Raw genomic sequence first — 12798 nt, 5'->3', positions numbered from 1 at the left:
CCATGGATGAGAAACCCCCCGACAGCACGTCGGCCGCGCACCCCGAGGAGGCCCGTCGCCTGGAGCAGCAGATGCTGACCACCCCGGCGATCCGTCAGCTGATGGCGCTGGATGCCCGCGATGAGCTCACCACCGCGCACGTCCGGCTGGTGGCCCAGACCCTCGACCTCCACATCCGCACCGTCTGGCGGCGCCTGGCCGACGCCAAAGCCAACGGCACCGCCGAGCGCCCCGGCCGCGCCCGCTTCGAGATCACCGAAGACCTCCGCGTCCAACTGGCCTACCACCGGGGCAACATCAAGGGCCTGTACGAGGAACTGCGCGCCGAAGCCGAAAAGAACAATGCCACCGCGCCCGGTCTGGCCACCCTCTACCGCGCCATCCGCCGCGACCTGTCTCCCGGGGACCTCGCCGGCCTGCGCCAAGGGCTGCCGGCCTCCCGGGGCCGCGACCCGCACCTGCGGCGCCCGCCCGCCTGCCGCAACGAGGAGTGGGAGGGCGACCACAAGCAGATCCCCGTCCTGGTGCTGGCCGGCGACCGCCTCCTCAAGCCCTGGGTGACCTGGTTCATCGACTGCTCCACCGCCATGATCATGGGCTGGGCCCTCACCCCCCACTACCCCCACCGCGGGTCCATCCTCGCCGCCCTGCGCTCCTGCATCCTGCGCGACGACACCCATGGCCCGGCTGGCGGTCTGCCCCAGCGGCTGCGCATCGACCGTGGCCGCGACTTCCTCGCCCGCGCCGTCCAAGAAGCCCTCGGCGCCTTCACCGTCGACGTCTACGTCCTGCCCCCCTACACCCCGCACCTCAAAGGCTGCATCGAAAACCTCAACCGCGCAGCCACCAGCATGTTCTTCTCCACCCTGCCCCGTTACACCAACGCTCAGCGCCTGGACTCCCGCCACCGCTCGGGCGAGACCGACCCGCCGCTCACCTTCGAAGCCTTCGTCGAGCTGTTTGGGCAGTGGGTACGCCGCCGCAACGCCGAACACCGCCTGACCGCCCGCGGCGATCTCACCCCCTTGGACCTGTGGAACGACGACGACACCCCCCTGCGGGAGGCCACCTCCGAAGACCTGCACGCCTTCCTGCTCGAGGCCGACCGCTCCCCACGCAAGATCCAAGGCCACGGCATCCGCTGGCGCGGCCGCGACTACATCGGCCCCTGGATGACCGGCCGCACCGGAGTCGAGGTCCGCATCCGCTACCAGCCCCACCACGAGGACACCATCGAAGTCTTCGACCTGATCACGCACCGCCACCTGGGCACCGCCCACCTGTCCGACCAGGCCGCCCCCGAGCAGATCGACGCCGTCTACCAGGCCCGCAGCGAGCGCGCCCAGCGCCTGCGGCAGGACCTGCGAGCCGCCGAGCGGAAGCGCCGCCGCCGCTTCAAGGCCGCCACCGCCCCCGCACCCGCCCAGGCCGAAGGCGTCATGACCCGCAAAGCGGCCACCGAAGAACTGCGCACGCTGCGTGCCCCGGCCCACCCTGATGAGCTGCCGGAGAACTACATGCCGCGCCGGCTCTCCCCCGGCGCCGGATGGGTCATCCCCACCACGCCCCCCGAATCCACCTGCGAAGAGGACTCCCATGAGATCTAGGATCCCGCCCGGCACCCATCCCCGGCTCCTGCGCCCGGAGGGCATCCGCTGGCGGGGCCGGCTCCACCACGCGAGCTGGATCAACGGCCAAGTCACCGCCGAGGTCCTGGTGCGCCCCCACACCGCCCCCGCTGGAGGGCATCGACGTCTTCCACCCCAGCGGCCGCCGCCTGGGCACCGCTCTGCCCACCACCTCTGCCTCAACCGAAGGAGCATCCATGACCGACACCGACACCGGCACCGTGCCTGCCGACGCAGGCGGAGCCGAACCCGACTTCTACCTCAACCTGGCCGACGCCCGCATCGTCGCCACCGAGGCTCTCCTGGAGGCCGGGGAGAACATCGCCGACACCATCGACGCCCACGCCATGTCCTGCATCTACGGCGATGCCGGCCTGGGCAAGACCTTCTCCGTACTAGCAGCACTCAAAGAAGTCGCCGCCGACCTGGTGCTCTTCTTGCAGTTCCGCTCCCGCCCCACCCCCCGCGACATCCGCATGGAACTGTTCACCCTCCTCAACCTCGAAGGCAAACCCCCCTCCCACCCCAGCGAGTTCGACCACCTCCTCAAGCGATCCCTGGCCCGCCGCCCCTACGTACTCGCCTTCGACGAAGCCCAGCAGTTCAGCCGCGAATGCTTCGAGTTCGTCCGCCACCTCTGGGACACCGGCAAAGGCAAGAACCGCCCCGCCGTCCTCTTCATCGGCGGAGAAGAGTGCTACAAGACCCTCTACAACGAACCCGCCCTCGCCTCGAGGATCTACATCTGGCAGGAATTCACCCCCATGGAACCGGAGGAAGTCCTCAGAAACATCCCGCACTTCCACCCACTGTGGGCCAACGCCTCACCCGAACTCATCAGCTACATCGACCAGGAAGCCGGCGGCGGCACCTTCCGCATGTGGTCCAAGATCACGCACCACATCCTCGAAGGTATGAAGCGCCGCGGACTCACCGAAGTCGACGAAAACATCGCCCGCTGGGCCATCCGCCGTGTCAGGCCCCCAAGGCAGCGCCACCGCCGCGAAGACGACAACCGATGAACCCCAACCACCACAGCACACCCACAGCCCTCACCAACACCCCCCACGGCACCGCCCGATACACACGCCACTACCTCAACCTCCCCAGGGCCCGCACCGTGATCACCTCACAGGTGCGGGCCGCCGCCCAAGCCCTCGAAGCCACCATCGAGGAACAGACCATGATGTGCCTGACCGGCCAGCCAGGGACCGGCAAGACCTTCACCCTCCACACCATCCTCGACCAGCACCCCCACTGGCATGCCCTGCGGCTGCTCGTGCGCCCCCAGGCCAGGCCCAGCGACATACGCGCCGGCCTGTACCGCGCCCTGAACCTGCCCGGCACACCCCCCACAGACCCCGGTATCTGCGACGACCTCATCCGCCACGCCCTGCACCATCCCGTGAGGCTGCTGGCCGTCGACGAAGCCCATCAACTATCCACCGCCTGCCTCGAATACCTGCGCTTCCTCCACGACGACCCTCACACCCGCCTCGCGGTGCTCTTCCTCGCCAGCCAGCACCGCATCAAGGCCCTCCGAGCCCAACCTGCGCTGGCCAGCCGCGTCACCACATGGCATGACATCCACCCGCTGGACAACACGGAGATCGCCACTGTGCTACCCGCCTTCCACCTGCAGTGGCGCGACAGCACCCCCAGCCTGATCTGTGAACTCAACAACGCCTGGGCCCACGGCAACTTCCGCCGGTGGGCGGCACTAACCCACCGCCGCGCAAGCATCACCCACCGCACCGGCCACAGCCCTCACGACCCCAGCCCCCTCCTCAAAGGGCTCCACCCCCGCCCCAAGAAGAATCTATGACCATCGCAACCGACCCTCCTTTGTCCGGGCGCAGCATTGCCACACAACCCCAATGGACACCGTTTTGGTCACCCGACGAATCCGACCCCACCCTGCCGCCCGTCACTGTCATCCTTGACCCGCACGACAACCAGGCCTTCACCGCCAGCGCCCTGGCCGCCCACCAGCCACGCGCCGGAAACATCGCCGTGCACCCCACTCCCGTCGCCACAGCCCCCGCCTACCTCGCCCACGACCTCCTGCGCGCCTACGGCAAACACCTACCTGTCCCCGACAGCCACCACCCCACGCCGCAATGGACCAGCCACGTCGACCGCAGCTGGCGCAACACCGCGGCCTGGACCATCACACTCGGCATCACCCACTTGATCATCTGCCGAGCACACCGCATCAGCGCCCGCCACATCGAACACCTGCTGGCGCTGCGCGAACACGCCCGCCTCAACCTGACCTTGCTCTATAGCGGGCCCGTCCCCACGCCCGTGGAACGGCTGCTATCCGCCATCAACCACGAGCGCATCGAAACCCTCGAAGCCGCCTGCCACCACATGACACACCACCGCACCCCGGCCCCACCATCGGCCGACTACCCGTGGTGGACGGCAACCCCAGCCTTTCCTGGACGATCAGACGACCACTGGTTCCGTCTGCCGTCCCAGCCCCACGCACCCCGCCCGAAGCCGACACAGCGGCCTGCCCAACCAACTGCGCAGCCAGACCCGCCCGCACTCGTGCTGCCACTTCCCACCAACCCGCACCAGGACCACACCCATCCGCATATCGCCACGGTCGCTGCCCGTATTCACAGCCGCATCGCCCACCCCATCCACGCCGCAAACGTGGCCCTGCGTGTCCTGACAGGCTGCACCCCTGAGCAGATCGGCAATCTCCACGCCAACGAACTTGACCCTTACACGGGCCCTCCCCATGACAAACGCCCCGCCCCCCACCTACCCCGCTGGGTGTTACCCCTGGCCGACGCCGCTCTCGCCCTGGCGGCCCTTCGTGGCTACACCCATGTGGTCAACCCCTTATGGACCCCCTCCTGGGAACACTCCGATGTGGAGCAGGCCACTGAGGCCTGCCGCCTCTTACCTGTGCCCCCGATCTCCAAGACACCCTCGAGGCGCAGACGCGCACCCTCCCGCCGCTGACCCACCCCACAGACCATCAGCCCCGCCCAGGTCTCCCCGTGCGCTGAGCGTCCCTCACCACCTCTGGGCCGCCGGGGAGTACTTCCGCTCGCCACACGCAGTGCCACAGAACCTCCACCCAAAAGCTGGAACACTTATGATCACGACCCTTGACCCTGCCTCCATCACCGAGGCGTTCGATCGCGCCGACATGACTTTCTGGACGCGTCAGGCACCCCAATCCGACTGTGCCCGCCTGCGTTTCCTGCTCACACGAACATCGGGGCTCGATGCCCTGGCCGCCCGTCTGCAGACCAAAGAGCACGTACTGTCCCAGGTGCTCGCCGGAAACACCCCGTCCGGAGACCGGATCCTGTCGCTGCGGATCTGCAGAGAAGTGATCCGTATCTGGCAGCCGCGGGTACGCAAGCGAGCCCACCAGAAACTCATCGCCGAAGACGGCTCCATCGGCGTCCACTTCCGCGCCGAGTTCGGATTCACGGCCGGCGCCGGAAGCTCGGACGACCCACGGCTTCGCCTCATGTCGATCTGGCTTTCACCCGCGCATACGGCCTCTCTACTGCGGGCACGAGAACGCGGGGCAAAGGAGCAGGAACTGCACAGCATCGTTGAAAGCGCCACCGGCGAGTCATACTTCCGCGTCTACGCCTCCCGGCTGCGGGCGGTGACGCTTAAGGAGATCCATTTCATCCACTTCTCTTTCCACTCCGCAGGCAGCTGACCACTGGTAGCACGACCAGGTGAGCCGAAGCGCCAAGGCGGTGCGGACCATGCCCTCAGGGGGCGGTTGCAGCAGTTCATTGACCCTGTCGACCGAGACCGCCTGGAGCGAACTCACCCGGTCCGTCCTGGCCGGTGACGGCTGGGCGCCCACCGACGTGGAAGCCCTCGTCGCACACAGGCCAAGCAGCACATCCTCAGCGCGGTCGGCGAAGCACTTGAGATCCCAGGACATCGTCGAATCAGCAACGTCCGCGATGTAGGCAAACTATGGGTGCCTCGGTGCCTTGGCTCTCGTCCACGCAGATCCAAGTAACCCCAACTACTGGCTGCTGGCGAGCTGTGACTCGCAGGCATGACTCCGGGTTGGCGCACCCAACCCGGCATCGCCTGCGGTCGTGCACGCCTGCGTCCCGGCTGAAGCAGTCAAGGGGCCAAGCCACCGATCACTCCGCTCCGGCTCTGTGGCCTGCAGATATCGATGTGCCTTTCTTTGACCTGGGTTACTCATGCGGCTAGTGTCATAGCCGAATCAGATATCTGAGTCCGCTTGCTGGAGTGCGTGTGCTGCTGACAACAGGTCAGGCTGCTGAAGAACTCGGCTGTGCCGTGACCACCTTCCGCCGTCTTGTGCACGCCGAATTGCTGCCCGGCCTGTCACGCCGCGGCGTACGCGTCATGGCCCCCCTCGGGATGGTCCAAGCCCTCGGCGCACGGCACAGTGCCCCCCTGGATCAGCTGGACGTCCGGGAGATCGCAGTCTTGCGGGTGGACGTCGCTAAACGGGCCCACGATCCGGACCGTGACTGGATCGGTTTCGCAGCCTCCCTCACGCCTGAAGACCTTCTCAAGGCGCTGCGTGGTTGGTGGCGGTGCGACGCGGCGAGCGTCGCAGCTGGGGAGATCTTGCCGGTGACCCTTGCCGGGTATGTCGTCGCCGTCCTTACCGGACTATCTCGCTGGGAGAAGGACGAGCATGGCCGACACGCTTTTCCCGATGCTGTCCTGGCTGGCTACATCACCGACCTCACCCGCCCCACGAAACACCTGACTGCTCCCGCAGCCCAGGACCGCGCCGTCTCAGACCTGCTGCTGGGCACCCGCCTTGCCTCTCACTCTGGCGGTGCGATCGCCTATGTCGCTGCAGGCAACGCCGTTAACTAACCCACTCCAAAAGGGATTGCGATGGACAGCAAGGCATACACCGCCGCTCTCGCCGAGCTGCGTACCCTGCGTGACGAGATCAAGAAGAAGCAGGCTGAGGTGGCGAAGCTTGAGACGGAGCGGGCCCGCCGCGTTACCGCGCTGGCCGGGTATGAGAAAGCCAAGGCCGAGCGGATCGCGCCAGCGGCCGGCATGAGCCTCGCGGAAGTCGTCGCGATCGCCCCCATCCTGGCACCGGACAGCCTCACCGCTCCCGCGCAGCCTGCGCCGGCTCCTCCCGCCCCTGACGTCCACGCGCAACCTGTTGAGGAGCCTCCCGCCGCACAGACGCCTGAGCCGGCTCCGGGAGCAGCTGCTCCGTCCCTGGCCCGCGGCCCCCGGACACCGGCGCCGACCGATGCAGCCCCGTCCACGCCGGCCCGAGTCGAGGTCCCTCCTGCCGCGGCCCACGCCGCCCCGGCCGCGAAGGCGCCCGCGGCCGCCTCACCGCCACCTCCGGCAAGCGCGCCGTCCTCACTGGCTGCTGCCGGCGTGCCGCGGCCGCTGCCGTCCTTGCCGGAGGGGCCTGAGGGGGACCGGTGGGTCGGCCACACCGCCAATCTGGCCTCCACCCGGCCGAACTTCACCCAGCAGGCCCGCTCCACCGCATTCCTCGACACTGCCACCGGCATGCTGGTCTACCGAGACCAGACCGTCCGCCTCGATCTGGCCTCCGCTTCCGCCGGCGACATCCTGCAGGCCGTCTTTCACACCGTCCCCGAGGGCGTGGAGCGGATCTACATCACCGCGGGCGATCCCTGGCACCGTGAGGCCGGGCGTTACCCGTTCCTGCGTGATGCCGTCGCCGCATGGCTGAATGCCCCGATCGAGGGCTGGCGCACCGACACCGGCCGGGGCAAGGACCGTATGGCCGGGCACTTCGTCCACGCACGGCACCCGGTCGGCCGCTACCAGCGTGAAGGCGCAGACCAGCACGTCGAAATCCGGTCGGTGGGGGAGTGGTTCGACCCCGACGGAGCCGACGCCACCACCATCCGTGACGCTTTCGTCCTGCTGTGGAAGGCTCTGCGCGCCCACTGGTCCGACGCCGTCATCATGGGCTCGCCCTCCCAGACCGGCCGTGACCTGTGGACCCGCACCATTCCCGCTCGTGGCCAGTTCTCCGAGGGTTACCCCGTCCTGTCCGAGGAACTGCGCGGTCTCCTGCACGCCACCGCGGGCCAGGGCCGCACCGAGCTGATCACCCCGCCCGACGTTCCCGAACAGCTGCCGGCCCTCGTCGAGTACGACCGCACCTTCGCCTACGCCAAGCACACCTGGAAATCGCCCGTCGGCACCCCCCGCCGCATCACCGCCGCCACCTTCGCCTCCTGGAGCGAGAAAGAGCAGACCAAGGCCCTCTTCGGCTGCGGCCACTGGCAACTTCGCGTCACCGTCCCCGACGGCTGGGACCACGTCGGCATCCTGCCCGCCCCCGCCCCCGGCGAACGCGCCTGGCACTACCCCCGAACCCCCGGCACCACCTTCACCACCTGGGCCGGCGGCCCCGAGGTCTACACCGCCCTGTCCAACCCCCTGGCCCCATGGAAGGTCGAAATCCTCGACGGCCTGCTCTGGGAAGACGGCAAGCCCCTGGACGACTGGTCCAAGAAACTCAAGGAAGCCTGGGCATCCCTCTCAGCCCAAGCCGACCTCCACGGCGACCCCACCCACCGCCAGGCCGCCCACCTCGCCTCCCGAGCCGTGCGCTCCCTGCTCCTGTACGGCATCGGCTCCTTCGCCCAACGCCCCCGCACCGTCACCGGCACCACCCCCCGCACCGCCGAGCGCGACATCCCCGCCGACGCCGAAATCATCGGCTTCGACGACGACCACGTCACCTGGCAACGCCCCACCGGCTTCTCCCGCGACCCCAACGCCCACCCCGAATGGGCAGCCACCATCTGGTCCGGCGCCCGCGCCGCCCTGCTGTCCATGCGCATGCGCGACGACAACACCCACGTCGGCGCCCTTCACGCACCCCCCGGCACCGTCGTTGCCTTCCGCACCGACGCCGTCTACCTCACCGCACCCCAGAACTGGCCCTACCACGGCCAGCCCGGCGAATACCTCAACAAAGGCCACCTGACCGGACCCGTCCCCGCCCCCACCACCGAGGACGAACTGCTCGCCCTGCGCGATGCCGGACGCTATGCCCACCACCGCACCCGCACCGGCGGTGACGCCTGATGCCACCCCAACGCCGCACCCCTGAGTTGAACGAAGCAGCACAGCTCTCCGACCAACTCCGCGCCGCCGGCTACACCAAACGGGACATCGCCCATATCATCAACCGCGACGCCTCCCTCGTCTCCCAGTTCTACACACGCCACAAGGGCGCCGCCTTCGTCCCCGCCCTCCGCCACGTCATCACCGCCGTCCACGCCGGCATCACCGACACAGCCGAACTCGCCGCTCTCGCATCCCCCCACATCACCCGCCGCACCACCGCCGCCGGCACCCGCGCCCGCGTACGCACCAAAGCCGTCCTCATCACCCCCACCGGCACCGGCACCGGCCGCGCCGGAGCCCAAGCCATCACCTCCGGCGCTGCTCGCCTACGCCCCCTGATCGCCGAAGCAGCCCGACAAAGGCTGCGCCTCGCATTTACGGTGCGTATGCCGAAGAGCGGGTTCACCCTGGCCTCCGGCAGCCGCGCGGACTCACCCGGCATCCGCCGCGACGTCGTCCAACGTGCCGACCACACCGAAGAACGCTCCTACGGATCCGCCACTACCGGAGGCTTCGATGCCGCCGACTTCGCCCAGCGTGTAGACGCAGCAGGCGGAGATGTCACCGCTGCCGTCAAGCAATGGCTTGTGGAGACTGGCCGCATCCACCCTGAGGCTCACATCACTCACCTCGAGATCCGCACCTGGAGACCCCGCTAACACCCGCGCAAGCGTATGGGCACGTCGGCCAGCCGCACGGGTTGCCCGGTTCGGCACTGACCCATGGTGTGTTTTGGCTACGGTGCCAACCACGGCCTCTGGGAAAGTACCCGCGGCTGAAACAGGGGGGGCTCATGTTGAGCGAGACGGACATCCTGCAAGCCGTGCGACGGCACATCGCCAAGCGTGGGGAAGCACCGAAGGTGGGCTTGCCAGTTTCAGGAGAGATCACCTGGCACTCGCTCCTTGAGGGAACGGTCGTGCGGTGCATTGAGACCCGTACCGAGGACGAACAGATTCACCGCGGCCGACTCGACCTCTCGGGCCGCCCGCAGTACGACAGGCTGGGACGTCACCCCCTTGCCCCACCGCAGGATCTCTCCGTCGCGACGACACAGAAGCTCGTGCAACGAGGGTCGGTAAAAGAGGAGTCCTGCCCTTGCGGCAACGGGAGAGTAACCTGCTCGCGTTGCCAGGGCCGAGGGGACCTGCCCTGTGCGGCGACCACTACCTGCAGCGACTGCCGCGGCATCGACGCGTGCTTACGCTGCGACGGCACGGGCCACCGCACCCGGAAGGCTCCCGAAGAACACCGGCAGGCAGCGGACGAGCGCGTCACTTGCAAACAGTGCGGGGCGGCCGAGGTTGCATGCGCCACATGCCGAGGCCGCGGACACGTCACCTGCTCGACCTGCCGGGGCAGGGGAACACGCGAGTGTCCCAACTGCGATGGCGCAGGAACCGAGCCCCATAAGCGATGCGCGGGCACCGGCCACACCGTGACGTGGACCGAAGGCATCATTAACCGGCAGCCACGGACCGAGAAGATCAAGTGGCCCGAGTCGGGCCTGCCATACGTGGCGCGGCAGCATGCACGCGAGTACGGCAACTGGCGCAAGACCTTCCTCACCCACAAGGATTCTGTCCCTGACGATCTCGAGGCCGATTTCAAGGCTCTGCTAAAGCCGCGCCTCAAGCCGCGTGACGGTGAGATCGCACGAGAGGCCGACGTGCGGTACCTTCCGCTGGCCCGGGTGGTTGTGCCCGAACACAGGCACCGGGTCTACTACGTTTACCCCGGCCCGACCTCGCTCCAGGTCTTCATCCTGCCCTCGCCGCAACGAACTTGGCAGATTGCCGCAACAGTCCTGGGAGCCTTGGCAGTGCTCTACCTGCTGTCCCGACTTCTGTCATAGAGCCGCGCTCACGAAGCGACCCGCACCTGCGGGGCACCACCACACTCCGCCCTGGCTGCTCGGGTGCGTCTGCTGGCCTGAGTACATTCGAACACGCTCCTTTTTCGCCATTTGAGTCCGCCTGCTCCACGACGGATGAGGCCCCGCTCTTGCAGCGGGACCGATGGTGGCTAGCGGAATCCCTTCCTGATTCATCGCGGCATCGCAGAGCCAGCGGCGAGGCCTTGCACTGCAGGACCAAAAAGGCGGAACTCGAACAGAGGGGCCAGCCCCCGGAGCCTAGTGGCTGGATTGAGGTTAGCCCACACGGCATTCCTTGATCATCCGGCGGTCTTTGTCAGTGCCCGCTGCTAAACCAATTCACAGGGACATGGCCGCAGTTGGCGGCCGGCCTAATGGGAGGGGAAACGCATGCCGCCGGAGGGGTACCACGTCGTTCGCCGCCACATCCGCCGCAACCCGCGTCCGCGGGGGAAGAAGATGAGCGGCTGGATGATCGCTGGACTGATCGCAGGGGTCTGGCTGTGGGGACAGGTCTTCGGCTTCGGAGGCGAGGAAGCAGCCGGGCATCCCGTCTCGCCGCGGCCTGCGGCATCTACGCCGGCCACACGGTGATGGCCAGGCGCCGACCGCGGCTGCGGAAGCCGCGCGGCACTGGCGAGCACATTGCGGCTGCCGTCATTGCCGTGGCGGCAGTGACCCTGGTAGCTCAGATGGCTTTCGCCGCGCGCCATGCAGTGGTCCGCGGATGGCCCCTTTGGGCTGCCGTCACAGTTGGTGGCCTCGGATACGGGCTTTGGCGGATGCTGCGCTCAGTACGCACACAACGAACCCGCACCGCCATGCTTGCGCTGCTGAGGATCACGCTCGCCGAAGTCGACGCCATGGACGACCAGGAATTCGAAATCGCGTTGCGTGATCTGCTCACCCGCGACGGCTGGTCGGCCCGCAAGGTCGGCCGTCAGGGAGACCAGGCCGCCGACGTCATCGGCCAGGACCAGCAGCGCGGCCGCATTGTGCTGCAGGCCAAGCACACCAAGGTCGGCGGCAAAGTCGGATCAGGGGTGATGTACCAGGTGAAGGGCACCGCCGGCCCCGTTCACGGCGCCAATATCTCCGTGGTGGTGACCAACGGAGCCATCACCCGCGATGCCAAGGCATGGGGCGAACGCCATCAGGTCCACTGGGGCGACCGGGACCGGCTGCGCACCTGGGCCGAGCACGGCACCCCACTCCACGACCTGCTGCGCCTGCCGCCCAGGTCCCCGCGGCGAGCTACTCGTCGGCGCGCAGCCCGAACCACCTCCATCGCAAGTTAACCGGCGCACCAGGAAAGGAGGGTCGATGTACGACGACAGCTCTTTCGAGCGATGGCTGAAGTTTGGGCTCGGTGGCCTGTTTGCCTTGGCTGCCGCCAAAATGTTCTGGCACTGGCTCACACAGGACGTCTGGCACTGGATCACAGCGGACGTGTGGGGGTGGATCACCGAACACCCCTGGTGGTCGGCGCTCATTGCAGCCCCCGTCACACTGTTCGTTCTCGCATTCCTGGTTGGTCTTTTTCTCCCGGACGACGCTGTTCGCGTCTACGGGGGAGCGGAAGCGGAGCAGGAGGAGCCGCTCGGCCTGACCTATAGCCTCGACCAGCTGGCTGCCATGAGCCCCGCCGGCTTTGAACAGGCCTGCGCCGACCTCCTGGCCCGCGACGGCTTCCTGCGAGCCCGGCGCGTCGGAGGAGCCGGCGACCTCGGCGCTGACGTCGTAGCCTGGGATGCGCCCGGCAACAAGATTGTTCTGCAGTGCAAGCAGTACGCGCGACCGGTCGGATCCACAGAGATCCAGACATTCAACGGTACAGCTCGACCGGAACACGGAGCCGACACAGCTGTCATCGTCGGCCTCAACGGATTCACCACGCCCGCGTCCCACTTCGCAACCCGGCACGACATCACGCTCATCGGCCGTGAAGACCTGGAGAGCTGGGCGCAAGGTGAGCATCTGTACCTGGTGATCGCAGAGGAACGCTCCGCCGCCTGACCGAAACGCGCCCAGCCGTCCCGGCACGCTGACCCAACGAACAACGAAACGACCTGCGGTGCCCGAGCCGCTGAGGCCTGCACTGGCTGTAGGCCTCAGCTGGTTTCTCAGTTCAGGACTACCCGGTCGAAGCCCACATCCCAT

At 67.7% G+C, this 12798-nt stretch carries 12 protein-coding genes; 11 read left to right on the top strand and 1 reads right to left on the bottom strand.

Annotation, left to right across the window (positions count from 1 at the left end):
- The first annotated feature begins 2 nt into the window (after positions 1-2).
- The 8 genes from NUT86_RS00205 (at position 3) to NUT86_RS00170 (ending at position 9421) form a co-directional block, all read left to right on the top strand.
- A complete protein-coding gene (locus NUT86_RS00205; RefSeq protein ID WP_274732554.1) occupies positions 3-1607 on the top strand; it encodes a transposase family protein in 1605 nt (534 codons plus the stop codon).
- A 218-nt stretch (positions 1608-1825) separates the two neighbouring features.
- Positions 1826-2650, top strand: a complete 825-nt coding sequence (locus NUT86_RS00200) for an ATP-binding protein (RefSeq protein ID WP_274732552.1) — start codon at positions 1826-1828, stop codon at positions 2648-2650.
- On the top strand, positions 2647-3453 hold the full coding sequence (locus NUT86_RS00195; protein ID WP_274732550.1) for an ATP-binding protein: 807 nt from the start codon (positions 2647-2649) through the stop codon (positions 3451-3453). Before NUT86_RS00200 ends, NUT86_RS00195 begins: the two co-directional genes overlap by 4 nt.
- On the top strand, positions 3450-4607 hold the full coding sequence (locus NUT86_RS00190; protein ID WP_274732548.1) for a hypothetical protein: 1158 nt from the start codon (positions 3450-3452) through the stop codon (positions 4605-4607). Before NUT86_RS00195 ends, NUT86_RS00190 begins: the two co-directional genes overlap by 4 nt.
- A 136-nt stretch (positions 4608-4743) precedes the next feature.
- Entirely contained in the window at positions 4744-5328 is a 585-nt protein-coding gene (gene tpg, locus NUT86_RS00185) for a telomere-protecting terminal protein Tpg (protein ID WP_274732547.1), read from the top strand.
- A gap of 557 nt (positions 5329-5885) precedes the next feature.
- Entirely contained in the window at positions 5886-6491 is a 606-nt protein-coding gene (locus NUT86_RS00180) for a DNA-binding protein (RefSeq protein ID WP_274732545.1), read from the top strand.
- A 21-nt stretch (positions 6492-6512) separates the two neighbouring features.
- On the top strand, positions 6513-8720 hold the full coding sequence (locus NUT86_RS00175) for a hypothetical protein (protein ID WP_274732543.1): 2208 nt from the start codon (positions 6513-6515) through the stop codon (positions 8718-8720).
- Positions 8720-9421 carry a helix-turn-helix domain containing protein gene (locus NUT86_RS00170; RefSeq protein WP_274732541.1) on the top strand — a complete coding sequence of 234 codons (702 nt, stop codon included), beginning with the start codon at positions 8720-8722 and terminating at the stop codon, positions 9419-9421. The genes NUT86_RS00175 and NUT86_RS00170 overlap by 1 nt, the downstream gene beginning before the upstream one ends.
- 218 nt (positions 9422-9639) lie before the next feature.
- Here the strand turns inward: NUT86_RS00170 and NUT86_RS00165 are convergent, their stop codons facing one another.
- Positions 9640-9777: a hypothetical protein gene (locus tag NUT86_RS00165; RefSeq protein ID WP_274732539.1), complete on the bottom strand. Its 138-nt coding sequence runs from the start codon at positions 9775-9777 to the stop codon at positions 9640-9642.
- A gap of 423 nt (positions 9778-10200) precedes the next feature.
- Here NUT86_RS00165 and NUT86_RS00160 point away from each other — a divergent pair, with 423 nt between their 5' ends.
- The 3 genes from NUT86_RS00160 to NUT86_RS00150 all read left to right on the top strand — a co-directional run bounded on the left by NUT86_RS00160 (position 10201) and on the right by NUT86_RS00150 (position 12654).
- Positions 10201-10617 carry a hypothetical protein gene (locus NUT86_RS00160; protein ID WP_274732537.1) on the top strand — a complete coding sequence of 139 codons (417 nt, stop codon included), beginning with the start codon at positions 10201-10203 and terminating at the stop codon, positions 10615-10617.
- An 842-nt stretch (positions 10618-11459) separates the two neighbouring features.
- Positions 11460-11936 (top strand): restriction endonuclease, encoded by a 477-nt coding sequence (locus NUT86_RS00155; RefSeq protein ID WP_342456212.1) that lies wholly within the window; start codon positions 11460-11462, stop codon positions 11934-11936.
- A gap of 25 nt (positions 11937-11961) precedes the next feature.
- The gene (locus NUT86_RS00150; RefSeq protein ID WP_274732533.1) at positions 11962-12654 is read left to right on the top strand and encodes a restriction endonuclease; all 693 of its coding nucleotides are present in this window, start codon (positions 11962-11964) and stop codon (positions 12652-12654) included.
- Positions 12655-12798 lie beyond the last annotated feature (144 nt).

Origin of the sequence: Streptomyces sp. G7(2002), assembly GCF_028870195.1 — a bacterium.
GTDB lineage: Bacteria > Actinomycetota > Actinomycetes > Streptomycetales > Streptomycetaceae > Streptomyces > Streptomyces nigrescens.
This window is presented reverse-complemented; position numbering and strand designations above follow the sequence as displayed.

Coding starts and splice junctions, on each gene's coding strand:
- NUT86_RS00170 (WP_274732541.1), top strand. CDS start 8,720: ATGCCACCCCAACGCCGCACCCCTGAGTTGAACGAAGCAGCACAGCTC.
- NUT86_RS00190 (WP_274732548.1), top strand. CDS start 3,450: ATGACCATCGCAACCGACCCTCCTTTGTCCGGGCGCAGCATTGCCACA.
- tpg (WP_274732547.1), top strand. CDS start 4,744: ATGATCACGACCCTTGACCCTGCCTCCATCACCGAGGCGTTCGATCGC.
- NUT86_RS00200 (WP_274732552.1), top strand. CDS start 1,826: ATGACCGACACCGACACCGGCACCGTGCCTGCCGACGCAGGCGGAGCC.
- NUT86_RS00195 (WP_274732550.1), top strand. CDS start 2,647: ATGAACCCCAACCACCACAGCACACCCACAGCCCTCACCAACACCCCC.
- NUT86_RS00150 (WP_274732533.1), top strand. CDS start 11,962: ATGTACGACGACAGCTCTTTCGAGCGATGGCTGAAGTTTGGGCTCGGT.
- NUT86_RS00205 (WP_274732554.1), top strand. CDS start 3: ATGGATGAGAAACCCCCCGACAGCACGTCGGCCGCGCACCCCGAGGAG.
- NUT86_RS00175 (WP_274732543.1), top strand. CDS start 6,513: ATGGACAGCAAGGCATACACCGCCGCTCTCGCCGAGCTGCGTACCCTG.
- NUT86_RS00155 (WP_342456212.1), top strand. CDS start 11,460: ATGCTTGCGCTGCTGAGGATCACGCTCGCCGAAGTCGACGCCATGGAC.